Genomic DNA, 24766 nt, shown 5'->3' with positions numbered 1-24766 from the left:
TGCCCTAATTGGGATGTCCGACCAACCAGTCTTTCCAACAGGAGGCTTTTCGCATGTTGACTGATGCACAAAGAGAAAAGTGGCAGAAAGACGGATACGTCAGGCTCGAAAGGTTCTTCGCTCCAGCGGCTCAGGAAGATATCTCTACTTTTGTCGAAGATATGTCACGCTGGGATGTCAGCGATGATAAATGGCTCATGTGGTTCGAGAAGACGACGGACAATCGAAAGATCATCTCCAAGATCGAGAATTTTCTCGACTTCCATGACCCATTGCGTCGTTTGCTCTTAGAAGATCAGCGCATAAAGTCAGCGGTCGAGGATTTGCTTGGCGAAGATTCGCGCAGGCTCAAGGAGTTGCTGATTTTCCACTACCCCGACAGCGGCGGCTATCTCCCGCATCAGGACATTTATCACATTCCACACAAACTCCCCGACCGGATGGTCCATGCGGTGGTTGCCATAGGCATCGACGACTCCGACCCGGAAAACGGCGGGCTTTTCTTCAGCCCCGGCAACCACAAGAAGGGGGTGTTTCCCATGGATGCCGGTGGGGTGATCGATCCTCAAGTCGCCGAAATGTTCTCCTGGGAACCCGTAGTATGGAAGGCTGGCGACATCTTCATCTTCGACGATTACGCACCGCACTACTCACGACCGAACAAAAGCAATCGTTCGCGGCGGACACTCTACTTGGTATTCCAGCGTGCTTCAACCGGTGGACCGACCCGCGCTGAATATAACGTGCTTAAGCGCGCCCTTAACCCGCCCGAGGGCAAAGTGGCCGATCTCGACAAACTCAAGCCCCCAAATGGCATTTTCTATCGCGATTGAGCTCACGCAGCCAGGCGGAGGCATGCACACGAAACTGATCGACCGCTCAAAAATGCGCGGAGAGTATGGCGTTCTGATTTGCGGGCTCGCGGAGCATCGACCGCAGCCCGTTACGACGCTTCGGCACGTGGATTGTGGAGGTGGTCGCAGGGCGGTCTTCTATGACGCCTACAGCCCGACTGGCGCACCCGTCGTCGCCCGCCTGGGGCCCAGAGCCGGATTATTCTGGCCGAGGCCGGCAACGGGTTGGGCTGCCGCTTCTCTGCGCAACTTGCACAAGAGGCTGTTGCGTTGGCAGCCGAAGATACCACTGCTTCAACAGCTTAGGTTCGTCATGCGCAAACACAAGTTTTCTCGAACCGGGCTGTCGCGCGCGTTCGGTATCGACATGGCCACGCTTGGAACGGGAAGCGCCGGCACGGGGTTTTCGTTCGGTAGGGTGGCACCGGGCGTTACATCCGAGCCCCATCGGCACGACGAAATCGAGGCTTTCGTGATCCTGTCAGGATCGGGCAAGGTCAGGACCGACCTTGGGGAAATCTCGGTCGAGGCGGGCGATGTCGTTCTGTTCCACCCTTTTGAAGCGCATGTGCTGCGCAACGACGGAAACGAAGACCTAGATTTCGTCGATGTCTACTGGCGAGACGGCGAGGCCGCCCTTGATGCCGCTGCAAAGACCACGGCTCCACGCGGGCCGATCTTCGTCTTCTCCACGCCACCGACGCCTAATGGCGATCTGCATCTGGGGCATCTTTCTGGCCCTTATTTTGGCGCTGATGTCTACACGCGTTTCCTGCGCATGAAAGGGGTCGAGGCCTACCACCTGACAGGAAGCGACGATTACCAGAGCTACGTCACGATACGCGCCGATGCCGATCAATCGACGCCTGCAAACGTGGCGCGCTACTACGCCGACGAGATTTGCGCCACGCTTGCACTTCTCGATTGTGACGTCCACAGCTTCCAACCCACAATGGACGATGACGGTTACGGCGAGTTTCAAGCCGCGTGTTTCCGCAGTCTTCTGAGCAGCACGGCGGTAGATCTGCGCCAGAGCCCTGCGCTTTTCGATGCTGTGACAGGCCACTATCTTTACGAACCGGATGTTAGCGGCCTCTGCCCCGATTGCGGCGGCTCCGCCGGTGGCAACATCTGCGAGGAATGCGGCGCCCCAAACCTTTGCCACGACTTGGGTGCAGCCCGGTCACGGCAGTCTGCCGAGGCGCCGCTGGTCGGCTCCGTCCGCCGCCCGGAACTTGCCTTGGACCGATGCTACGACAATATCGACCGGCATCTAAGGGCGTCGGGCGTCCCGCTACGGATCTTGGATCTCTTCGCGCGCCTACGCCGACGCGGCAACTTTTCAGTGCCTATTACCCACCCCTCGGACTGGGGCCTGCCGGCCGAAGGGTTCCCGGGGCAAGTGATCTGGGTCTGGCCGGAAATGGCCTTCGGTTTTCTTTACAACATCCAGGCGCTCGGCCGCTTGCTGGGTCGCGATTGGAAGGCGGAGATGCCCGGCAACGACTGGCAGATTGTCCATTTCTTCGGCTTCGACAATTCGTTCTACCACGCGCTACTCTACCCCGCTCTTTACGCCGAGGTCTTCTCCCACTGGACGCCACGCATCCGCTATCACGTCAACGAGTTCTACCTGCTCGACGGCAAGAAGTTCTCAACCAGCTGCCGCCATGCGGTCTGGGGCAAGGAGGTTCTGAGCCCAAAGACAGTCGACGTCGTGCGCCTCCATTTGGGCCTGACACGCCCCGAAAGTGAGCGGACGGATTTCACGCTGGACGCGCTGCGCCGCACCGAGAACGAGGTGTTCCAAGGGAGTTGGCTGAACTGGCTTGATGCGTTGAACCAGGAAATCAAGCAGGATTTTGGCGGCCGTGTACCCGATGCAGGCGACTGGAGCCCGGCCGACCGCGCCTTCTTTGCTCGGATAGAGATCTATCGCGCGGCGATGGAACGCGCCTATTCGGACGAAGGCTTCTCGGTCCGGCGCGCGGCCGCTCAGGTCTGCGATTTCGTGCGCGATTGCGTGATCTACCGTCGGGCGCAAGACTATGCGGCGGCGCGACGTTTCTATCCCGCCCGCAATCGGACTTCGCTAGCCCTTCAGACGGCGGCCGCTGCGATCCTGGCACCGACACTCGCTCCGCTGATGCCCCGATTCGCCAGAACGCTGGCGCGAGGCATCGATGGCGTCTCAACCGAAACATGGCCCCGGTCCGTCCAGCGCCTTGCGCCCGGGACGCGCTTTGATCTCGGACCCGTGTTGGTGTTCTACGCCAAATCCGGCAATCCTCATCTCGATGAGGAGGAAGCACTATGAGCCCAAAGATGCACCAGTGAGCTATCCCGATCTCGACCAGATCTGCGCGGCAATCAAAGCCGATGATGCCAAATATCTTTACTCGCTGTCACTGGCGACCGAAACCGCTATCAAACGGTAGAGACCAGATTGACGGACCTGAACCAACGCATCGTCGACACCCTGGCCCGCGCCTTCGAGACCGCTCAGCCGATCGCTTCCCAGCCCTTGCTGTTTCGTGCCGCAATTGCCGTGTGGGCTCGACTGCGCTGACCAACCTCTTCGGCATCGCGGGATTTCCGTCCTCCAGACGGTCAAGACTGTCATGCGGTTCGAGGCGCTTGGTCAACCTGGCGCGCCCTGGATCATGCGCCGATCACCGGAAATGTCGAATGCGAATGCCTGCCTGATGGTATCTTCGATTCTGTCGGAGCCTGTACTGGCGCGGCAGTCGGCCGAAGAACAACTGAGCTACTGATAATCGGAAGGTAGCAGGTTCAAAATTCTGCCCCACAAACCGGATATTGCGCACAACCAGCGTTCGCGATCGCGATGGTGCACAAGCTTCCAACCAGACCCGCGCAAAGACAGCCCGTCGCCTGAAGATAGTCGGCGAGGGCCGCCAAATCCCTCGCAAGCGTATCCTCCGTCACATGCACGCCGTCTTCGCCGACAATGCACACGCTTGTCTCGTCGAGAGATAAGTCCAGCCGGGGTGCTCCTTCAGGATTGCGTGCTTGCTCGCGTACGGAGCCGCCCCTCAGTTCCCAATCGAGGAGTGATCCTACAATTCACATATTTGGAAATCGCTCGCCAGGTTACCCGGTCTGTGAACCCTGCAAGCCGAAAATTCAGATGCCGCCCATGCAGAGATACTTCATTTCTAGGTAGTCCTCGAGGCCATGGCGGGATCCCTCCCGCCCGATGCCGGACTGTTTTATCCCACCGAACGGCGCCGCTTCTGAAGACATCCGGCCGGTATTTACCCCGACCATTCCATATTCCAAGGCCTCGGCCACACGCCAGACACGCTTCAGGTTGGAGGCATAAAAGTAGGCCGCGAGGCCGTAGATCGTGTCGTTGGCCTCACGCACGACCTGATCCGCATCTTTGAAGCGAATAATCGGTGCCAACGGCCCGAATGTCTCTTCTTGCGCGACGGTCATCTCGCTGGAGACACCGGTCAGGACTGTCGGTTGGAAAAACGTGCCATTCGTGCCGATGCGTTTGCCCCCGCATCGAATTGCGCCGCCTTTGGCGACGGCATCGGCAATATGGGATTCGATCTTGGCCAAAGCGTGCTTGTCGATGAGCGGTCCGATGTCCACTCCGGGAGCGAAACCGTCACCAACTTGAAGTTGGCGAGCCCGTTGCACGAATTTCTCGACGAACTCGTCGTGAACGCCCGACTGGACGTAAAGGCGGTTCGCCGAAACGCAGGTCTGGCCGGCATTGCGGAACTTCGCCTGGATCGCACCGTCAACCGCGGCATCGATATCGGCATCATCGAAGACGATGAAAGGTGCATTGCCGCCGAGCTCAAGGCTGACTTTTTTGATCTGGTCCGAGCACTGGCGCATGAGAAGGCGCCCGATCTCAGTCGACCCGGTGAAGCTGATCTTGCGGACCTTGGGATTGGTACAAAGTTCGCGGCCGACCGCGTCACCTTCGGACGCATAGATCAGGTTGACGACGCCTTCGGGAAAGCCAGCCTGATGGGCGAGGGCGAACATTGCTCCCGCCACGAGCGGCGTCTGTTCAGCGGGCTTGAGGACGATCGTGCAGCCCGCCGCCAAGGCTGGCGAGATTTTGCGCGCCACCATCGAGGCCGGGAAATTCCATGGCGTTATCGTGCCAACAACTCCGATGGGCTGTTTGATTACCAGCATTCGGCGGTCCATCGATGGTGCGGAGATCGTCTCGCCATAGACGCGATTGGCCTCCTCGGCGTACCATTGCAGATACGCCGCAGCATGCGATATCTCCGACTTGGCTTCGGCAAGCGGCTTGCCCATCTCCGCGGTGAGAATCGCGGCGAGATCGTCGGCGTGGTCGATGATCAACTGATGCCATCGCCATAGAACGTCGCTGCGCTCACGTGCGGTCAGCCCTGCCCATCCAGGCTGCGCGACATAGGCCTTATCGATCGCAGCGCATGTCTCCTCGACACCCATGTCGGGTAGTTCTGCCAGCACTTCGCCAGTCGACGGGTTGAGGACCTCGAATGTCCGCTCGCTAATCCGCGTGCCAAGTGCCGGCAGGCGATCAATGGGTCCAAACAGGTCGGGGGATCTCAGGTGACGGATCATCGGCAGGCACAGGGGCAATACCGGATTCCTCCTCAACGCAGCAGGTATATATAGCAGGTGCGGTGTGTACTCCGCGACGTCCGGGTTCTTTATAGGGCCTCGGCCAGACAGCTGGTAGACCACGGTACCCCACTGGAAAGGGAGAATACCTGAATACGCTAGAAGATGCCTCGCGGTTCTACCAGTCGAACGATTGAACAACCGACATCGGCTTCGCCAGCCGCGCGGAGTGGATGCTGGTGGCCTGCGCCTACAATCTGCGGACCACGAATCGGCGACTCTATCCACTCGAAGAGAGGCTGGCCTGAGGAGGAGCGCACCCCAATAATGACGCCTGAACCGGCAAATGCCTGGCAAGGCCCGCGAAAACCGCTCCTCGCGGCTTTAAACAGATCCCGTTTACCGGGCGAGCGCCCGCAAGATGAGAAAGAGGATGGAGAGGAACAGGGGGGCGAAGGCGCGCCGAGGGAAGACCGGCCGGCGCATTTGCATGGGGATGGAGCTCATGATCAATTCCCCGCCTGTTGCTGCGGCAAAAGATAGCCTGTGGTCGAATGGTCGAGCACCAGATAACGCGCGGCGACCGCCTTGACCTCGTCGGTGGTGACCTTGCGGACGCGGTCCGGCCTCTCGAGCACGTCCTTCACATTGCCACCGGTGGTGAGCGTCTTGCCATAAATGTTGGCGATGTGGTCCAGCTCGTCGTGCGCAAAAATCACCGAGCGGATATAGCGGTCTTTGGCCTTGTCCAGCTCGTCGCTGGTGACGCCATCTTTGGCAATCCGGGCGACTTCGGCAACGGCCGCCGCTTCGAGCTCGACGAGCTTTGCATCGCCGCGCGGCGAGCCGGAGATGGTGAAATTGGTGTCGTCTAGCATGGTGCCCTGGAAGGAGGCGCCGGCCGCCGAGGCTATGCCTTGCTTGACGACAAGCTCCTGATACAGCCGGCTGCGGTTACCGCCGCCGAGAATCTCGGCCAGCAGGTCGAGCGCCTCGGCCTCGCCGGGCTCTGCCGTATGATAGGACGGCACCACCCATTGAGTGGAAAAGCTCGGCACCGAAACGCACGCATCGGTCAGCGTCACTGTGCGCCTGGTGTTCTGCTCCGGCTCGACCGGGCGGTTGCGCCGGGGCAGGTCCGGCCCGCGCACAACCTTGCCATAGGTCTTCTCGGCCAGCGCCTTCACCGTTTCCGGTTCGACATCGCCGGCCACCACCAGCACGGCGTTGTTCGGTCGGTAGTATTTGTTGTAGATGGTGAATGCGTCGGTGCCGTTCAGCTTCTCCATCTCCTGCATCCAGCCGATGACCGGAATGCGGTACGGCTGGTTCTGCCGCAACGTCGCGTTGACCTCCTCGTCCAGCAGAGTCTCCGGGTTCGTCTTTCTGCGCCAACGGCGCTCCTCCAGGATGACGTCGCGCTCGGTCTTGATATCATCGTCGTTGAGGATGAGGTTGAACATGCGATCGGCCTCGAAGCCCATCATGTCACCCAACGCCGAGGGCGCCACCGTCTCGAGGAAGGTGGTGTAGTCATAGGCGGTGAAGGCGTTATTGTAGCCGCCGACGGCTGAGACGGCTCGGTCGAACTCGCCGGCGGCGTGGTTGGTCGTCGCCGTGAACATCAGGCGCTCGAGGAAATGGGCAAGGCCTGATTTGCCGGGTGGCTCGTCGGCGCTGCCGATCTTGTACCAGACCATATGAGTGACGATCGGCGCGCGGTGATCGGGGATGACGACCACTTCCATGCCGTTGTCGAGCAGAAAATCCGTCACCTTGCCGCCGGCGGTGGCGGCCAGAGCCGGAGCGGTCGTCACCACGGCCAGCGCGGTGGCAATGAACGCCTTGCGCAGCCAAGGGGACGATCGATGGCTCCGGTTGTGGTGGCTGGTCGAAAGGCAAGGTTCGAGGCAAAGTGATTTGTTCCTAATTTTGATGAAGGCGCTGCGTCCCCGTCTCCCCGCGTGGGAGGATCGGCGGGCAGCGCCGAGCGAGATAAATAAGCTCTTCATGGGGCCAGGCCTTCCCCGAGCCTCATCTTTGGATCGACCCAGGAGACCTGTGGCGGTATTTCTTGGTGAGGTGATCATGGGACGGATTCTCCTTGGTCCGCGACGCCTTGCGGATGACCAAGCATGCACCGTGCCAGATCAGAAAACCGTTCGAGGCAGTGGACAAATCGGGCTCTGCCATGTTGCGCATTCGACATTGTCGGACATCGGACAGGGCCGAACGCGACGCGCGCGGCTGAGAACATCTTCTTCGTTCGGAAGACGGTTGGGCGCGCTGCCGGGGAGGGGTATAGGATGCACTTCGAATGGCCGCTGCACTGACGGTGAGAATGGAGATGTTGGTCGCCCCAGCGGGACCCTGTCCTCGACAGCCAGACCGGGTCGATGCTGAAGGGCAGAGGCGTGAGCAGCCCAGCCAACTCGAACCCGGAGCCTGCTCGCGCGCTAGGACGGATCTGATCCAAAAATCGGCAAGTTGGGCGATATCCGCGAGGCGCTGGAAAACGAAGATCGTAGGACTCGGGCGGGAAAAAACGATGCGGTCGCGCGCTTCTGGCGTAATGCGCCTGCCGCGAGGCCGTTGAGCCTGATGAGTTGCTGCGGGAAAGGGGAGTGTTTGCGCGGGACCTTGGTCAAACGTAAGAAACAACCGTCGAGCTCGCCGTAGAGGGGCATGCAGGCACGTCTGTCGCTGGAGGACAGCAGCACGGAAGCTGTCCGCGCTTGCCGTCGTCGCTGGGTACCAAACAGGAGAATTCGGCGGTCGCGGTCGAATTCATCTGCGCAAATACCGACTGGCTGTGCTCGGTTTGCCGGCGAACAGATTTTGCCTTCTTTGCGGCTGCAAACGCATCCCTGGCGGCGTGGTCCCTTAGGTCAAGAGCATCGGGTGAGTAACAGCCTGATCCTGCTCAATCTGATACGCGCCAACCGCCTCGCCGGATTGTGGAACCGCTCGCGGGTAGCTTCTACCACAAACAGCAAGGTCATGAAATCAAGTAGGAAGTCGTCGATCGCTTGGGCGATTGTTTCTGACTTGCCCTTGAACTGGTCCAGCAAAACGCGCGCGTTATCGATCGCTTCCACGCTGGTGGCATCGATCAACCCCTCGACCCTCTTGAAACAATCCAATTCGAAACTCCTTCAAGCGCTTGCCAAGCCGTTATGCACGAAGGTAGCTCCGTCAACTACCCGGCCTTTGACCTGGCGGCACGAGCAGCGGTCGGCCTTACGTCCCGTGCCTCCAAGCACCAGCCCTAGACGTGGCGCTGAGGAGCGTTGGAAGGATCGGGCGCTTCCGGCCATGCTCGAGCGGTAGTGTAGGACAGTGCTTGCTGGCGACTACGGCCAAAATGGAGTGCGCCAGCTGATCGGGGCTTAACAATTTTTCGCTTTTTGCTGCGCCCAAGTCTCGGCTATGAGTCAGGCAGGCCTAATGGCCTGCCCGACGTTGCAATTGTTAAGGAGGAACACGTATATGCCTACTGGAACGGTAAAGTGGTTCAACAGCACCAAGGGGTTTGGATTTATCCAGCCCGACAATGGCGGTCCGGATGTTTTCGTCCACATTTCCGCTGTCGAACGCGCGGGCCTCTCGACCCTCGCTGACGGCCAGAAGATCAACTATGAGATCGAGCAGGATCGCCGCACCGGCAAATCCTCCGCTGGCAGCCTCAGCAAAGCTGGTTGAAATTTTCTCCTGCGTCCTGGCAAGAGTGGGCGCGTAGGTCCGGAGGTCCTCACGGCCGCTCGATAGGAGCGAGCAAAAACTGAGGGCAGCAGATTGCTGCAGGCGTCGCGAATTCCTTATGAAGGGTTGGCCCCGCCTTTTTGTGACGATATGACGCGCAGATTAAGCCGATGGCTGCAACGCTCCAGAACAAATCTCCATTGCCGAAATCAAGCCGCGACCTTCTTGCGGGTTCGCTTCGTCGGCGCCGGCTCCGGCGCTTCCGGCGCTTTCGGTTTGCGGCCGAGCCCCATTGTCTTGGCCAATGACGAGCGCGCCGCGGCGTAGTTCGGCGCGACCATGGGATAATCCGCCGACAGGCCCCATTTGGCCCGATATCCATCCGGCGTCAGCCCATAGTGGGTCGACAGATGGCGCTTTAGCGATTTGAATTTCTTCCCGTCCTCAAGGGAGATGATGTAGTCCGGTGTCACCGACTTCCTGATCGGGACTGCAGGCGTAAGGGCAACCGGCTCTTTTGCAGAGACACCTTCCGCCGTCCCTTTCAGAGCCGCGTGCACTTGGCCGATGAGGGCAGGGAGATCCCCCACCGGGATCGGATTGTTGGAGACATAGGCTGAGACGACATCGGCCGTGAGCTCGATGAGGGTGTTGATGTTTTTTTCGGCTTCTTCTGTCATGAAACTCTCCAGGCGGCGTGAAACACAGTCGGCGAAGCGTCGCTTCATAGTGGCGGTCTCCGCTGAAAGCAACCAAGGTCTCGACAGGATTATTGCGATGCTCGTCCAGCGAGATCTATGGCGCAGTATCGCGCCGTCATGACCGTTGATGCGTTCCGTTGTTGGCGACCTGCCGCGGTGCTTGCGCATTTTCAGGCGCGTCTCGGCCGTAAGCTTTGCGCCAAAATGACCAGTAATCTCGAAACGAAGCGGGCTATTCCTGTTTCGCCATTCTCTTTTTGGCTGTGAAATCGATGGCAGAGCAGTGGCCGCTTCCTGGTGGCGCGTGGAGGAACTATCAAGCGTTGATTCGCAATGGTCGAAACGATCTAGATTCATCCGGTGAGCCGCTCTTGCAGCAGGATGTTAGGGATTGACCCGCTGGCAAACCGAGGACATCACGCCGCTGCTTTGCTATTGAACCGCTATCGCTGTGACAACACATTCCGCAATGGTGGGCGGGTGTAGAGGAGGCGCCTGTTCACGCAAAACTAGCGGTTTCAGCAGGTCGGGAGGAACGAATGAGCTCAGGGACTTTCAGCAGCCCACTTTTCGTAAGGCGTGCAGCGCACATCGTGCAAGAGATTGCCAGTCCTGCGGATGCTATCGATTTTCTCAACGAATGGCCAGAAGCTCGCAGAGACCGGATCTACGAAGCCGCCCTCAGGGCGTGCTTTGATGCATACAACGGACGAAAACCTGCGAGCGCAGCGCGCAAGGCTGTTTTCCGCTTTGCGAAACAGGTCGCCATATTGGAAGATGCAACCTCGGCGATGCAATGGCTCGCTGCCTGCTGTCGGGCAGTGGAAAAGCGCAAGTATAGGCGCCGCAGTCGTGTGTGAGGCTGGAGCGGGTACGCCGACGAGGTTATTGTGTCGAGATTTCGCCGGCATCTGGAGCGTAGTGTAGCGAACAAACAATATTTGCGGCGCTATGGCGATGTTAATCATCTTGTTGTATTTGTAAATCAGCTTCTCGCGATAGGATTGCAACGCCTCCGGTGTGAAAATCACTGCGTGGGACTTGGTTCTCAAATTCATGATGGTAAATTACCGTGTAATGATTGCAAAGCAGTTGTCCCATCGAAGCAAGATGTAAACGAAGCCAAATTGTGCTCCGTCGTCTGCCAATATTCGCTCTATGGAGGCCTACAAGCCAATTAAAACAGCTACTCGGGCGCCTCTGAAATTCGTGTAATTCTGCTCACCCCAAACGGCCCTCTACAGTCGAAATAAGATCGTCCCGCAAAGGTGCTACAAGACACTATCGCGGATCGATTTGGGCCAAGGTCGATCTGGCGAAGGCAGGCGGAAGTCGAGCAGGACCTGCTGCGGAACAGATAACCGGCCCCAAACCGAATCCGACACGGTGGCCCCGATTTCTTCATAGTTGAAGGCGCAGAGAGAACCGGAGCACGGCTCCGGCGCCGCCGCTTGCCGAGCAGCGATCCTCCGCCTCCCAAAATCCAATCGAGAAGAGCGTTCAATTCCGGGACGGTCCAAGCTCTGCCGCAAAAACAGGTGTCAGACCCCCGGTCCTCTCCCGCAACTGATCTAGCGCAGGGCGTTCATGAGCCGCATATCCCAGAGTGGCTGCGTGCACGACGCAGCGAGATCATTTATGAAAATCCTATTCAGTACGATGGCTGTCCCCTTGCTGACGGCCACCGCCTTTGCTGCGGATTCGATCCCCGCAGACCTCAGAGAAACGGCAATGGCCACTTTCAAGGCTTTGCCACCCACCACCCCGGCAGTCGCCAACAACCCGATCACCCCGGAAAAGATCGCTCTCGGCAAGGCACTGTTCTTCGATCCACGCGTCTCTGCGTCAGGCGTCTTGTCGTGCAACTCGTGCCACAACCTGGCCACCGGCGGCGACGACAATCACGAAACCTCGATCGGCCATGGTTGGCAGAAGGGACAGCGCAACGCGCCGACTGTACTGAACGCTGTCTTCAACATCGCCCAGTTCTGGGATGGTCGTGCCGAAGACCTGAAGGCTCAGGCGAAGGGACCGGTCCAAGCCGGGATCGAAATGGCCAATACACCGGGCCAAGTCATCACCACGCTCAAGTCCATGCCGCAATATGTCGAGTGGTTCGATGCAGCTTTTCCGGCTGAAGCCGATCGGGTCACCTTCGACAACCTCGCCAAGGCAATCGAAGCCTTCGAGGCGACACTGGTCACGCCGGCCCCCTTCGACAGTTTCCTGAATGGCGATGACGCCGCCATGACTTCCGAACAGAAACAGGGCCTGGCGCTTTTCATGGACAAAGGCTGCTCGTCCTGCCATGGCGGTATCAACGTTGGTGGGCAAGCCTATTACCCATTCGGCCTCGTGGAACAGCCCAGCGCCGAGGTCCTGCCGGAAAAAGACAAGGGCCGATTTGCGGTCACCAATGCAGCCGACGATTCCTATGTTTTCCGCGTGGCGCCGCTGCGCAACGTTGCACTCACCGCGCCATACTTTCATTCGGGCAAGGTTTGGGATCTGAAACAGGCCGTTGCCATCATGGGAACCACCCAGCTTGGCGTGGTACTGGCGGACGAAGAAGTCGACCTGCTTGTTGCCTTCCTCAACTCGCTGACCGGAAAGGCACCCGAGGTCGCCTATCCCATCTTACCCGCCGAAACGGCGACAACACCCCGGCCTATAACGCAGATCTTAGGAAAATAAACGGCCAGCTAACTGCGGAACATCGCAATTGACAATGATTGCGACTTTTACTGGACGAGACGAGTCGCGACGTCCATGAGAACGCAAATGGCTCGTTTCCAAAGTGCAGACACTGCTTCCGTCACCAGCTCGTTGCGATGGAATCATGTTTGGGATCTGGCGTGCGACATGCCAAGGAAGGCGTCTGACGCATGAGGTTCGCGCGCTGTCGATACCGCGCGGCGGCCGGCCATCCGCTGGCGGCCGAATTGCCGCGCGCCGAAGTGATCGGCCCCCTTAGGGCGAAGGGGCAGCCACTCCGTCCTCCATGTCCAGCGATTCTTCGACTGCTTCCGGATTCCGGGCGATGGTCCAAAGGAGAGTATTCGCCGCTGCATCCGGTTTCGAGCGACCTTGCTCCCAGTTTCGAAGCGTTGCCAGATCGAGGCCATACCTCACGGAGAATGCCTCCTGAGAGAGCTTCGTGCGATCCCGGACTTCGCGAACACTTATCGGCCGCGGCGCATGAACCTTCGCGATCACGCCTGCGGACGACAGTTCATTCTGCAGTGCCAATAGGTCGTCGACGCAAGGAACCGTCACGAACGCCTTGCCGTGATCGACCATCTCCGTGAGTATCGCGTGGGCCGTCCTGAGCGGCAGCTGTCTCTTAACGAGAATCCGGGCGGCCTCAGGAGTATTCGCGCCGTGAAGAAAACTGAGGCTCAGTCGGACGGGAGAGCCTGACGACACCGGGACGACGTCCCGGGTTCGCACCCGTTGTCCGTACCGCTCCATGAATTTCGATGTAGTCGACATTAAGCTTCTCCGCGATCACTCGACCGAGCTTGCGCAATTTGGACCATCCCCACTGGAGGCATCGCGATAAAAGTACGCCAAACAACGCTAAGGGAGAACAAGCAGTGATCTGATTTCGTTCGACGCTCGTTTTCGAGAGCCGTTCTGGGTCGTTCGCAATCAACTGTGTAGGCCAGCGGAGCGAGCAAGGAGCGCCAGATCCGGACAGGGCTGAGTGGGGTGTTTCTCCGAAAGGTGGGCCATGCCCTAAGGAACACGAGATGTAGTGGACTCGTCGATTCGCGCGGTTTCGATTCGCGCACCCGGGCACAACGCTTGGATAAGTCCCATCAAATGCTCTCCGGTGGCCGTCATCTGTTTAGCTGACATTGGGCCGAGGGCTTCCAGCACGAGCCACATGGCGCGGGTATCGACCGTGACCATGGTGCGCCGCCCCTGCCGCCAGTTCCAGCGGCGGCACGTGACACCGGCATCATCGCACCAGATGACTTCGCCCGGTTCAGGATGCTCGGTTACCATTTCACCTTGCTGGATCGTGTCGAATGGCTCCGCTCCCTTCGCAATTAAAAGTCTCGGGACCCCCTGGTAGAGATCGAGATCCTCCCCGCCAATCGGAACGCCATACAACACGCTGACGGCATTGTAGGCATCAACCAGTGGGGATATCCGCGGGAGAGAGCCATCTTTCCGCACCCGCTTGAGAAGCGCGGCGGCCGAGCACGGCGTTCGATTGGCCTTTGTGCCGAAAGCCTCGTAGGCAACGGCCCACGCCGCAAGATGCGCGTCCCTTTGGGCGTCATCGCGAAGCGCCGCCTGTTCCGCCGCCGCAATCGTGTCGTTCAACGCCTGTGCATCCGGCACGTCGATTTCAGCGTTCCGCACCACAATGCTGATCAGATGAAAATCCGGGTAGCGGGCCTTGATCTCGGGGGCAATCAATGGCGTGAAAGACATGGGATGCTCTTTTCTCATGGGGAGGCTTTGCGCTGCGGGTCGTTCGGGAAATGTTTGAAGAAAGGTGCTTGTCGAGCGTCCAGATCTTCTGGCATCGGCATGGTGCATGCCGCACCATGCGCTGGATAATTCCATCATTCGGCCGTGGACAAGGCCTGGTAGAGATCGTCGATTATCTCTTGCGGGTGCTCGAGCCCGCCTCGGCCGGCAACAAGCTACGCCTCCGCCAGATCCTCCATTTCATAAAAGGCAGCGGGCGCGATATGGATGTGAAGCAGCTTTCCTTGCCGGTTATGCATCGCTCTCGGAAATTCGTCTCGCACGAAAATCTGCCGCCAAACTGGCCTGATCAACAGCACCAGTTGCATAGCGTTTTCCCAGTCCAGTTGGCTTTGCAATGAAATGCGGTTCAGCCCAAGGGTCGGTTTCCTCGCCAGCACGCCACGTCCCCGCCGTTTTAGCCACCGTGTCCCGGCAACGCGTCTTGCACCTGCTTGACAACCGCTCGCAGGATCTCAACGCCCTTCTCGATTTGCCGAATGCTCAAGGCGGCATAGCCCATGACAAGCCCCACGCGATCGATGTGGCTTTCGTCCGATTGCCGCTCGTAGAGGGGCGAGATCAGGTGCAGCCCCAGGCCCGCGCCTCGGGCGGCTTCGACCAAGGTCGTTTCCCGCGATCGCGGCAGTTCGTCGAACCAAACGACGACGTGCAGACCGGCCTCTGCTCCCTGGACAGCGATGCGATCTCCGAAGCTGCGCCGCAAGGCGCCCAACAACGCCTCCCGACGCTCGCCGTTCAGCCTGCGCACACGCCGCACATGGCTTTCGTAGCCGCCACTCTCGATCAAAGAGGCCAGAGCCTCCTGTTCAGCGACCGGCGAATGTCGGTCCGCGAATTGTTTGGCGGTAGCGAAGACCTCCTGCAATTCCGTCGGGACGACGAGGTAGCCGATACGCAGCATCGGCGAGAGCGTTTTGGAGATCGTGCCGAGGTAGATGACAGCCCCGTGGTCCTCAAGACTGTGCAGCGGAGGGACCGGATTGATGTCGTAGCGATATTCGCTGTCGTAGTCGTCCTCGATCACATAGGCGTTGTTGTGCCGCGCCCATTCCAGAAGCTGATGGCGGCGCGCGATCGGCATGACGCCGCCCAGCGGAAACTGATGCGATGGCGTGACATAGGCCAGTCGTGCCCCGATCCCCGCCAGCAACTCCGTCTTCATCCCGTCCTCGTCGACGGTGACCGGGACGGGCGAGGCACCCGTACTGGCAAAGACCTGACGCGCCATCCTATAGCACGGGTCCTCGATGACGAAGCGGTCGGCGGGATCGAGAAGCAGGCGAGCGCACAGATCTAGGCCCTGCTGCGAACCGTTGACGATGATGATCTGCTCGAGGTCGCAGCTCAGAGTTCGGGCGCGCCAGAGATAGCCCTGGAGCGCCTGGCGCAGCCCACGCCAGCCGCGAGGATCGTCATAGGCAAGACGCAACGGGCGCTGCCCCATCGCCTCGTTCATCGCACGTTTCCAGACCAATGCGGGGAAGTCTGACGGCGCCAGGTCGCCATAGCGGAAATCGACCTTCAGTCCAGTCGGCAGATAATCCGGCCAGGGCGGCGTAACGCGCAGTCGTTCGCCATAGGCGGACAGATGAACCGGGCCGACTCGTTTCGCGACAGTGCGGCTCGTCTCAGGACCGATCAGCGAGGATGCAACGCGAGGTCGTGCGCCTTGACGGACTTCGATAAAACCTTCCGCGGTCAGTTGGTCATAGGCGACCGTCACCGTCGTTCGCGAAACCCCAAGGTCATTTGCCAGGCCGCGGGAGGACGGCAGCTGACTACCGGTTTCATAGACGCCGCCGAGGATTTGCTCGCGAAGAGCCTCGTAGATCTGGCGTGCACCCATCGCGTGCGAGCGACCTGCAGAACCGGCACTTGAAGACTGGACCATTTCATTCATTGCTCACTGGATATTTCACATTGGCCAGTTTGCCGTCAATCTTTCGGAAACCCAAGAAAGATCTAGAGGCCGAATGACCCGTTCCTATCAATCCGAAACCGATGCTCTCACGCGGTCGCTCCACGACACCGGTCCCGGATTCGCCACTCGGGCGATCCATCATGGCTACGATCCCGCCGGCTTTTCCAATGCCGTTCAGCCGCCAGTCTTCTTGACCTCGACCTATGGATTCGAAAGCGTGGCAGCGAACGAGGCCGCCGCCGCGCTTGGCGGAAGGCTCTATGCGCGCGAATACAATCCGACGACGGAGATCCTAGAACAACGGCTTGCCAATCTGGAAGGAGCCGAGGCAGGTTTGGTCGTTGCCTCGGGGATGGCGGCTTTCGGGACGCTGATCCTGTCGCTCCTGTCCCAAGGGGATGAACTCATCGTCCACAGGACACTTTATGCGAACACGCTTGCCATGGTCGAACAGGCGGTCCCCCGCTTCGGCATCAAGGTCGTCGCGGTCGACCTGTCCGATCCTCACAATCTCGATGCCGCGATCACCGAGCGGACCCGGCTTGTTTTCTTCGAGACGCCGGTGAATCCGCTGAGCCGCATCCTCGACATCGCTGCCATTGCCGAGCGCGCCCACGCGCGCGGTGTAAAGGTTGCAGTCGACAGCACCTTCGCCTCCCCCGCGCTCCAGCGGCCGCTCGAACATGGGGCAGACCTCGTGCTCCACTCGCTGACCAAATACATCAATGGGCACGGCGATGCCCTTGGCGGGGCGATTCTCGGCGACGCGCAAACGCTCCGCACGCTGCACGAAACGGGCCTGCGCTACATCACCGGCGCAGCGCTCTCGCCCATGTCAGCCTTCCTGATCCTGCGCGGTCTGAAGACGCTCACGCTGCGCATGGAACGGCATAGCGCCACTGCCCTTGCGGTGGCTCAGGCGCTCGAGGCGCACCCGGCGGTGGCATGGGTGAGGTATCCCTTCCTCGACTCGCACCCTGATCAGGTGACGGCGCGAAAGCAGATGTCCCAAGGGTCGGGCATGTTAGCCTTTGGCCTCCACGCTGGGTTCGAGGGCGCGCGGCGGATGATGGACCGGCTCAACCTGATCACCCGGGCTGTCAGCCTCGGCGATGCCGACAGTCTCATCTATCATCCGGCAAGCCTGACCCGTGCTCGTCAGCCGATCCGCAAGGATGCGCATCTGGCCGATGGAGTCGGCGAGGACCTCATGCGTCTCTCGGTGGGTCTTGAAGACGCCGATGACCTAATCGCCGACCTGCGGCGGGCTCTGGACGCCTTGTGATGACCTGTCGTCCGGCCAGTCCTGCGCTCACGCACAAACCTGGAGCCTTGCCATGGCATTCCTGAGCGGTCTTTCCGCGTTTCCCATCACGCCCGCCGATCGTGACGGCCGCGTCGATACCGTTGCTCTGCGCAAGCTGATTGCCAGGCTTGGCGCCGCTCAGGTCGACTCCATCGGTCTTCTCGGCAGCACCGGCACCTACATGTATCTGTCGCGCGAGGAACGGCGACGGACGCTCGCCGAGACCTTGGACGAAATCGCCGGGCGAACGCCGGTCGTGGTGGGTGTGGGCGCGTTGCGCACCGATGAAGCAGTGAGGTTCGCGCAGGACGCCAAGGCCCTTGGAGTTGCCGCGGGGCTGCTTGCGGCCGCCTCCTACACCCCGCTCACTGAGGACGAGGTGTTCGAACATTTCTCGACGGTGGCGTGCGAGAGCGGCCTGCCGATTGTCGTCTACGACAATCCAGGAACGACGCATTTCCATTTCACCCCAGCACTCGTCAGCCGCCTGGCAAAGGTGGGTGGGATTGTCGCTATCAAGAATCCGACAGACAAGGGCGATGCGATCAAGAGCCATCTGGCCGACCAGAGGCGCACTGTGCCGGAAGGGTTCTCAATCGGCTACAGCGGCGACTGGAACGCCGCAGAGGCCATGATCGCCGGCGCCGACACATGGTACAGCGTCCTCGCCGGCATCCTGCCCGAGGTCTGCGTGAAGATCGTCACGGCGGCGCAACAGGGCGATGCGGCCGAAGCGCGACGGATCGATGCCACGCTTGCGCCGCTCTGGAGCCTCTTCAAGGAGTTCTCGAGCCTTCGCGTCGTCTATGCACTTGCCGAATTGCTCGACATTTGCCGTGCCGACCCCCCGCGTCCCATCCTGCCTCTGCCCTCAGCAGCGAAGGGCCAGATCGCCGCCGCGTTGGAACGCTTGCCATCGGATGTCAACCGGTGAATAGCGAACCCGGCGGCCAGTGAAGGAACCTATCATGTATGTACCCGGGCATTTCGAAAAACCGAGCCGAGAAGTCCTTTACGAACTGATCGAGAACAGCGCACTTGGCATGTTGATAACCCATGGCCGGAGCGGTCTCGACGCCAATCACATCCCCTTCGAACTCGACACGTCACAGGGAGAAAACGGTACTCTTTACTCCTGCGCGATTAGTACACGTGCCGAAGGAAGTGCACATTCTCGCTCGAGTGACGTTTTCAAAGGATGTGATCGCGTTTTGGCACATTCACAGCCGACATGCGGCAGCCGGTAACTCACCACATGGTGAGCAACCAGGAAACCCTCAGGCCTACACTTTCTCCCGGAGCGCACGTGCTGCAGCGACCATGTTCATGAGGGCAGGGCGGACCTCCTCCCATTTGCGTGTTTTGAGGCCACAGTCCGGGTTTACCCACAGTTGGGCATCCGACAGTCGGTCGCGGGCAAGCATGACGAGGTCCGAAATCTCCCCGACTTCCGGGACACGTGGTGAGTGAATGTCGTAGACTCCGGGCCCGATTTCGTTCGGATATTTGGAGCTCGTGAAGGCGTCCAGCAGTTCCATTTTCGAGCGCGACGTCTCAATCGAAATGACATCCGCATCCATTTCAGCGATCGCGTCGATGATCTCGTTGAACTCCGAATAGCACATGTGGGTATGGATTTGAGTCGCGTCCTTTACACCCGTTGAAGCGATCCGGAAGCATTCGACAGCCCAGTCGAGATAGTCGTTCCAATCAGACTGGCGCAGTGGCAATCCTTCGCGAAACGCGGCCTCATCGATCTGGATCATCCTTGCGCCGGACCATTCGAGATCCGTCACTTCGTCGCGGATGGCGAGCGCGATCTGGCGGCATGCTTCGGAGCGAGGTACGTCGTCGCGAACAAATGACCAGTTGAGAATGGTCACTGGGCCTGTGAGCATTCCCTTCACAGGGTTTTCCGTAAGCGACTGGGCGAACTGCCACCAGCGCAGCGTCATCGGATTGGGCCTCGATACGTCGCCGAAGATGATGGGGGGACGCACGTAACGCGACCCATAGCTCTGCACCCAGGCATGCTGGGTGAAGGCGAAGCCGGACAGCTGCTCGCCGAAATGCTGTACCATGTCGTTTCGTTCGAACTCACCGTGCACCAGCACGTCCAGCCCGATCTCTTCCTGCCACCGAATTGCAGCCTCGATCTCCTTCTTCAGGTAGGTCTCGTAGTCGACATAGCTCAGCTGGCCCTTCGCATGAGCGGCCCGCGCCCTGCGTACCTGCGGCGTCTGCGGGAAGGACCCGATGGTCGTCGTCGGGAACGGCGGCAGTCCGAGCGTGCCGGCCTGGACTCTGGAGCGCTCGGCAAAAGCGCTCTCTCGTCGCTTCATGCTGTCGTCAATGCTGGCGATCCGCCCCTCAATCAGCGGGTCATGGATCTTCGTGGATGTCAGGCGAGTGGCGGCAGCCTCGGCAGACGCTTTCAACGCGCCTGCCACCGCATCCCTGCCTTGAGTCAGGGCCCGGGCCAGCAACACCAACTCGTCGGTCTTCTGGGCCGCGAAGGCGAGCCACGACCTGATGTCCGCGTCGAGTTCGGTCTCCATGCGCAGGTCGATCGGCACGTGCAGCATCGAGCAAGAAGGCGCGATCTCGACGCGGTCCAAGGGCCAGCCGGCGACGATCGGTTTGATGCGGTCGAGAATGGCGGGCAGGTTCGCACGCCAGACGTTGCGGCCATCGATCAAGCCAAGCGAGAGCACCAGATCCTTCGGTGCGAGCCGACCCACCGTTTCCAGCTGCTCGGGAGCGCGCACGAGATCAATATGCAGCCCGGCCAGGGGCAGACAAACCGCGGTTTCGAGATTGTCTCCCAGGGGCCCGAAATAGGTAGCCAGCATGATCTTCAGCTCGGGCGCGGCTTTCGACAGCTGGCCATAGGCGAATTCGAACGCAGCTCGTTCGTTCGGGTTCAGATCGAGGACAAGCGCTGGCTCATCGATCTGCACCCAGTCGGCTCCAGACAGCTTCAGCCTCTGCAGGAGTTGCTCGTAGACGGGCAGCAGCCGCGGCAGGAGCGCGATGGGATCGAATCCTTCGGCAGGCGATTTCGCCAGCTTGAGGAAGGTGATCGGTCCAAGGATGACTGGGCGTGTGTGAACGCCGAGAGCTTTAGCCTCGATGAAGTAATCGACCGGTTTCGTCGACGAGAGGGCGAACGTCTGATCATCGTTGAGTTCCGGCACAATGTAGTGATAGTTGGTGTCAAACCACTTGGTCATTTCCATCGCGGTTACATCAGACCGATGAGCCGCCTGCTGGTGACCAGCGTGTCGACAATCCTCCGTCTGACCCTGGTTGCCCCGCGCCATTGCGAAGTAGATGTCAAGTGGAACCTCGCCGCTATTCCAGCCGTAACGGGATGGAACGGCGCCGACCATGGCTGCGGTGTCGAGCACATGGTCGTAGAGCGAGAAGTCGTTCGACGGGATTTTCGACACGCCGCGATCGTGCTGCTCCTCCCAGCTAGCGGCACGGAGCGCCTTCGCGGTCGTGAGAAGGTCGGCAGCGGACGATTTTCCGGACCAGTAGCTTTCAAGCGCGAATTTCAGTTCTCGCCGACGACCGAAGCGGGGCACGCCGAGCGTTGCTACAGGAATTTGCTGAGAGATAGTCATGCCAGACCCCGATGGTTGGGGCGTCGGTGACAAGGAAGGCGCTAGCAGGCCGGCACGAACGCCAGGCTGCAGCGGCCACCGAGACACCCCGCCCGTGGACGTAATTCGCCGTGGCAGGTCTCCTGGCTCGCGGGGTCATAGCCTCTACCCGTCTTCCCAAGGCTATTCGCCTCAGTGACATGAGTGGGGTTGGCTCGCCGCTAACAGTTGCGGGGGCAGCGCCGGCATCGCACCGGCTTCCCTCTTAGCTCCGCTGCGGCAGCGCCGTACGGAGAACCACGACGCGGGAGACAATTACAGCAGTTCGCTCCATTGTCAACGCCGCATAAAGAAATGTTTATGTCGTTATGTTAAATTTCCGTTGGCATGTTCCAAAGGTCGCCTCGAAATCGAAAACTGTGGAAGCCTTGAGCGGCCGGTAAATCAAAGCAATGACGCACGGCGCCCTTGTCCAGGAGGATAGGAGTTCGTCGGCTGCCGGCAGCAAACATACCGGCAAGCGCCGTGGTGCTGCTTAGCGCATCACGCGAACCACCTCGGCGTCGAACTTCGGCTCTGAGGTTCCGACCGCTTCGTTGGTGATCTGCTCGCGACCATATTCGGCTCAATGGCGAGGCTGTTGCCCATGTGGAAGCTGTTGGCCGTGATGCCCTCGGTGATATGACACAACGATTTCGGGGGGAGCACACCGAGGCCAGGCGCAGCGGCGTGTTGCGAAGTGATCGAGGCCAATGTCTCGAACTGCTTGTTCGCAGCCCACCGGCTCAAGGTAACCCGGCTCAAACCACCGGGCTAGCTCAAGTCCTGTCCAAATGAGGCCTGAGCGGCAAATCGTCGTGCACGCGCACGGTTTGGCGTTCGATCTTGTGATGCGTCTTGGGCGGACAATCGCCACGGTGCAGCGCGCAGAAGCGGTCCCCAATTCGGAAGCCGAGGGCGGTGAGGGCAAGCCAGCGCCACAGGCGGAAGGGGACTTGGACCTGTTTGCCCTGCTGGACCACAAGTTCGCGACACAGGGCCTCAAGGAGAAGACCAAGAGTGATTATGCGCGGGACCTCGCCAAATTCATCAAAAGCAGCGGGCAGTCAAAGTTCGGCGCCGATTGACATGGAGATAGCCATCGCGGCGGACCGCCCAGGCGGACCGCAAGCCGGAATACAACCGGGTGCAGGCGGCCAAGCTCGTCCACAAGATGGCGTCGGGCACACACCGGCGATGGGAGAGCGGACCGTGGAGTGCAGGAACTTCACGCCTATCCACGCTCCCGTGGACGTGTCCTGCGGCACATCGGCAGCGATATTGAGGAGGCAGTTGAGCTTCTGGTCGAGCACTCTTACCTGCCACTACCTACGCTTAACGTCATCTCGTACTGAAAACGCACCACGCAAGGTCGAGATGTAACATGCGCCCTTCGTGGATGGTTCTAAGCTTCCTCGGGCGCGGTCAATCTGTGATAACGGTCGCTTGGAACCTCCATCACCGCGACGCGATCAAGGTTGGCGTATCGCGCTCGGTAGTAACCTTCTTCCTCCACTTCGGCGAAACTACACTGGGGAACGTCAAAGGTCGCAGCTTCCAATCCGAAGAAAGTCGTAGCGGTTTCTTCATCCAAGAAGTTCCACTCATCTTCTCCGTCGTCATATGTGACGCGAACATAGGAGGCCATGCGCACGGCTTCCTGATCACCCATCTCTGCGATGATGGCATCGCATTCTTTCTTCAGCTTTCCTGAAACCTCACCCTTATCCCAGTCATCCAAAGCCCGATAGATTTCTGGATGATAATACTCTGGCATCTCCTCTACATCGTCACCGATAAGCTCAATGGTGCGGACATATTGCGGATTTATCAAGAGTATTTTGTTGTCAAGGCTCCAACAATACAGCCATGGCCTGCTTGTGTTATTTCTGCGCAGATTATGAAGTTCCTTCAACTGACGTAAAATCGATTCACGCGCCTTTTCATCGATAGGATATTGGCGGCTGCCAACAGTCGTCTTGATTCTGAGCGTGCCGTATCGCGTTTCGGCATCGGCAATTGCAAACGGGCTCGTGCGCCACTCCTCGACATCAATCTTCCAGCCCAGCAGCTCCTCGACCGTGCATTTCAACGTGAGGCAAAGGTCCTTGATCTGCTCGACGTTCAACTGCGTTTTGCCTGTTTCCCAACGGGCCACAGTCTGTTGCGTTGTTGCCATCTGCTCTGCCAAATCTTTTTGAGTCATGCCCAGTCGAACCCTAAGCTCTTTCATGTTCATAACTCACCTCGCGTGTTCAACACACGCATCGTGGATGAATTAATTTAACACGTCAAGCGTGTTCAAAAATCGCAGCATGTGTTTTTAGGGCGTCTTCGAGGCTCCGGCAGCCGTTCGTGACCACTTGCGCAAGACACAGGGCTGGTACACAGCACGAATGGGCGATCAAAAATTACTGCTGCGATGCTCGTCATCAGCCAAGCTGCCGCCGCACCTTCCACTAGGGTGCCAAGGTTCGAAATGAGTGCAGCCGACCATAGCGAACGGAAGGTCTTGTGCTCAAAAGGAACGAGTGAAGATGTTCTCTTCGCCATTGTGGGAAGCCTCTGGATTGACCGCGGGGCTGGATTTGTTTCGCCTCACTCAACCATGGCCTCGCCGTACAAGCCAAGCTGCCACAGTGCGCGCCTGCTAACCCAGAAAACTTGGCGGCCTTACAGGCATGCGCAGGACGTGCGAAGCCGCTCAAATCTCCCCAGATGGTCAGCCATCGAAGACCGGCATCACTTGTCCGTTGAGCGGCTATACGATAATGCTCCGCGCTAAGCAGGAAGCGCCAAAAAATTCGAGCGGCGACTTCATTCTCCTATTCAGGAAGGAACTATGAGGCGGCAGACGCGACCATTCACCGTGGAAATCAAACAAAAGCGCAATTATCAAAAATCCGCACGTTCCATCTGGGGCAATTTCGACATCGCCGCGGCGATGGCCGAGACAACAAAGGAAGTCGAGCCGTTAAATCGTCAGCTTGTTGACTCTACTGTAGTGGCCCTTGATGCTGAACCTTTGCACAAACCGCGAGTGGAGCATTTCATGGCCAATCCCCTGGAGACCGAGTCAGCAGTAGTTCATAGCGAACCGGCAGACAAAACGGAAACGCCAAAACCGAAGACGAGAGCGCGGCGGTCGAGGAAGCCAGAAGCTGAGGCGAGCGCGCCTGCCAAGCCGATATCCGCGACCACTGAAGCACCGCCGTCAGCGCGAACGGGCCGAAAGAGCTACTCCGCGAAGGATCGTGCCCAGAAGCTGGCGCAGATCGAGACCTCGATCGGCGGCGGCGCTACTCTCAAGAGCGCGGTGAAGCAAGCCGGCATCTCGGAACAGACATACTATCTTTGGAAGAAGGCGGCGGCGCCTGCGGCGGACAGTGACGGGCTGAAGGATCTCGTCGCGCTCGAGGAAGAAAACAAGCGGCTAAAGAGCCTGCTTGCCGATCGTCTCCGCAAGGAGAATGCGGAACTGAAGAAAAGGCTCGGGCTGGATTAAGGAGGGTGGGCAGCTG

General features: G+C 59.5%; 22 protein-coding genes and 1 riboswitch. Of the genes, 12 read left to right on the top strand and 10 right to left on the bottom strand.

Features of this window, described 5'->3' with window-relative positions:
* Positions 1-53 precede the first annotated feature (53 nt).
* The 3 genes from NKG60_RS17920 (at position 54) to NKG60_RS17910 (ending at position 3423) form a co-directional block, all read left to right on the top strand.
* A complete protein-coding gene (locus NKG60_RS17920; RefSeq protein ID WP_352621179.1) occupies positions 54-833 on the top strand; it encodes a phytanoyl-CoA dioxygenase family protein in 780 nt (259 codons plus the stop codon).
* Between the two features lie 22 nt (positions 834-855).
* Positions 856-3171: a class I tRNA ligase family protein gene (locus NKG60_RS17915; protein ID WP_352975277.1), complete on the top strand. Its 2316-nt coding sequence runs from the start codon at positions 856-858 to the stop codon at positions 3169-3171.
* 129 nt (positions 3172-3300) lie between these two features.
* Positions 3301-3423 carry a hypothetical protein gene (locus tag NKG60_RS17910; RefSeq protein WP_352975276.1) on the top strand — a complete coding sequence of 41 codons (123 nt, stop codon included), beginning with the start codon at positions 3301-3303 and terminating at the stop codon, positions 3421-3423.
* A 578-nt stretch (positions 3424-4001) separates the two neighbouring features.
* Here the strand turns inward: NKG60_RS17910 and NKG60_RS17905 are convergent.
* From NKG60_RS17905 to NKG60_RS17895, 3 genes are all read right to left on the bottom strand, one after another.
* The gene (locus tag NKG60_RS17905; protein WP_352493371.1) at positions 4002-5459 is read right to left on the bottom strand and encodes an NAD-dependent succinate-semialdehyde dehydrogenase; all 1458 of its coding nucleotides are present in this window, start codon (positions 5457-5459) and stop codon (positions 4002-4004) included.
* Positions 5460-5968: 509 nt separating this feature from the next.
* Positions 5969-7471 (bottom strand): M16 family metallopeptidase, encoded by a 1503-nt coding sequence (locus NKG60_RS17900; RefSeq protein ID WP_352975275.1) that lies wholly within the window; start codon positions 7469-7471, stop codon positions 5969-5971.
* Between the two features lie 876 nt (positions 7472-8347).
* The gene (locus NKG60_RS17895; RefSeq protein WP_352473851.1) at positions 8348-8575 is read right to left on the bottom strand and encodes a hypothetical protein; all 228 of its coding nucleotides are present in this window, start codon (positions 8573-8575) and stop codon (positions 8348-8350) included.
* Between the two features lie 373 nt (positions 8576-8948).
* Between NKG60_RS17895 and NKG60_RS17890 the strand changes: the two genes are divergently transcribed.
* Entirely contained in the window at positions 8949-9161 is a 213-nt protein-coding gene (locus tag NKG60_RS17890; RefSeq protein WP_023679670.1) for a cold-shock protein, read from the top strand.
* A 209-nt stretch (positions 9162-9370) separates the two neighbouring features.
* On the opposite strand, the gene NKG60_RS17885 is transcribed toward NKG60_RS17890, so the two are convergent.
* Complete coding sequence (locus tag NKG60_RS17885; RefSeq protein WP_352452644.1) at positions 9371-9841, bottom strand: Ros/MucR family transcriptional regulator; 471 nt, start codon at positions 9839-9841, stop codon at positions 9371-9373.
* A gap of 560 nt (positions 9842-10401) precedes the next feature.
* Here NKG60_RS17885 and NKG60_RS17880 point away from each other — a divergent pair.
* Complete coding sequence (locus tag NKG60_RS17880; protein WP_352975274.1) at positions 10402-10722, top strand: DUF982 domain-containing protein; 321 nt, start codon at positions 10402-10404, stop codon at positions 10720-10722.
* A 778-nt stretch (positions 10723-11500) separates the two neighbouring features.
* Positions 11501-12556 carry a cytochrome-c peroxidase gene (locus NKG60_RS17875; RefSeq protein WP_023679673.1) on the top strand — a complete coding sequence of 352 codons (1056 nt, stop codon included), beginning with the start codon at positions 11501-11503 and terminating at the stop codon, positions 12554-12556.
* A gap of 276 nt (positions 12557-12832) precedes the next feature.
* Here the strand turns inward: NKG60_RS17875 and NKG60_RS17870 are convergent, their stop codons facing one another.
* A complete protein-coding gene (locus tag NKG60_RS17870; RefSeq protein WP_352975273.1) occupies positions 12833-13354 on the bottom strand; it encodes a helix-turn-helix domain-containing protein in 522 nt (173 codons plus the stop codon).
* Positions 13355-13600: 246 nt separating this feature from the next.
* Positions 13601-14308: a B3/B4 domain-containing protein gene (locus NKG60_RS17865; protein WP_352458254.1), complete on the bottom strand. Its 708-nt coding sequence runs from the start codon at positions 14306-14308 to the stop codon at positions 13601-13603.
* Positions 14309-14376: 68 nt separating this feature from the next.
* Between NKG60_RS17865 and NKG60_RS17860 the strand changes: the two genes are divergently transcribed.
* Positions 14377-14709, top strand: coding sequence for a hypothetical protein (locus tag NKG60_RS17860; protein ID WP_352948611.1), 333 nt, complete (start codon positions 14377-14379; stop codon positions 14707-14709).
* 56 nt (positions 14710-14765) lie between these two features.
* On the opposite strand, the gene pdxR is transcribed toward NKG60_RS17860, so the two are convergent.
* Positions 14766-16262, bottom strand: a complete 1497-nt coding sequence (gene pdxR, locus NKG60_RS17855) for a MocR-like pyridoxine biosynthesis transcription factor PdxR (RefSeq protein ID WP_502912314.1) — start codon at positions 16260-16262, stop codon at positions 14766-14768.
* An 82-nt stretch (positions 16263-16344) separates the two neighbouring features.
* Between pdxR and NKG60_RS17850 the strand changes: the two genes are divergently transcribed.
* From NKG60_RS17850 to NKG60_RS17840, 3 genes are read left to right on the top strand one after another with little or no spacing between them, the layout of a single operon-like run.
* Complete coding sequence (locus NKG60_RS17850) at positions 16345-17577, top strand: trans-sulfuration enzyme family protein (protein ID WP_352975270.1); 1233 nt, start codon at positions 16345-16347, stop codon at positions 17575-17577.
* Between the two features lie 52 nt (positions 17578-17629).
* Positions 17630-18532, top strand: a complete 903-nt coding sequence (locus NKG60_RS17845) for a dihydrodipicolinate synthase family protein (RefSeq protein WP_352920256.1) — start codon at positions 17630-17632, stop codon at positions 18530-18532.
* A 34-nt stretch (positions 18533-18566) separates the two neighbouring features.
* Positions 18567-18845: an FMN-binding negative transcriptional regulator gene (locus NKG60_RS17840; protein ID WP_352947787.1), complete on the top strand. Its 279-nt coding sequence runs from the start codon at positions 18567-18569 to the stop codon at positions 18843-18845.
* 36 nt (positions 18846-18881) lie between these two features.
* Here NKG60_RS17840 and metE read toward each other — a convergent pair whose 3' ends face one another.
* On the bottom strand, positions 18882-21227 hold the full coding sequence (gene metE / locus NKG60_RS17835; protein WP_352920261.1) for a 5-methyltetrahydropteroyltriglutamate--homocysteine S-methyltransferase: 2346 nt from the start codon (positions 21225-21227) through the stop codon (positions 18882-18884).
* 95 nt (positions 21228-21322) lie between these two features.
* Positions 21323-21523, bottom strand: a riboswitch (cobalamin riboswitch).
* Positions 21524-22078: 555 nt separating this feature from the next.
* On the opposite strand from metE, the gene NKG60_RS17830 reads away from it, so the two are divergent.
* Positions 22079-22333, top strand: a complete 255-nt coding sequence (locus NKG60_RS17830) for a hypothetical protein (RefSeq protein WP_352975269.1) — start codon at positions 22079-22081, stop codon at positions 22331-22333.
* Between the two features lie 317 nt (positions 22334-22650).
* Here the strand turns inward: NKG60_RS17830 and NKG60_RS17825 are convergent, their stop codons facing one another.
* Together NKG60_RS17825 and NKG60_RS17820 are read right to left on the bottom strand one after the other, a co-directional pair.
* On the bottom strand, positions 22651-23484 hold the full coding sequence (locus NKG60_RS17825; protein WP_352515945.1) for a helix-turn-helix transcriptional regulator: 834 nt from the start codon (positions 23482-23484) through the stop codon (positions 22651-22653).
* Positions 23485-23546: 62 nt separating this feature from the next.
* Positions 23547-23798 carry an MFS transporter gene (locus NKG60_RS17820; RefSeq protein ID WP_352458261.1) on the bottom strand — a complete coding sequence of 84 codons (252 nt, stop codon included), beginning with the start codon at positions 23796-23798 and terminating at the stop codon, positions 23547-23549.
* Between the two features lie 289 nt (positions 23799-24087).
* Here NKG60_RS17820 and NKG60_RS17815 point away from each other — a divergent pair, with 289 nt between their 5' ends.
* Positions 24088-24750, top strand: coding sequence for a transposase (locus tag NKG60_RS17815; protein WP_352542143.1), 663 nt, complete (start codon positions 24088-24090; stop codon positions 24748-24750).
* Positions 24751-24766 lie beyond the last annotated feature (16 nt).

This window comes from Mesorhizobium sp. M1428, from assembly GCF_040317515.1.
Taxonomy (GTDB): Bacteria; Pseudomonadota; Alphaproteobacteria; order Rhizobiales; family Rhizobiaceae; genus Mesorhizobium.
Note: the sequence above shows the minus strand (reverse complement) of the source record. Positions and strands in the feature narration are given on the sequence as shown.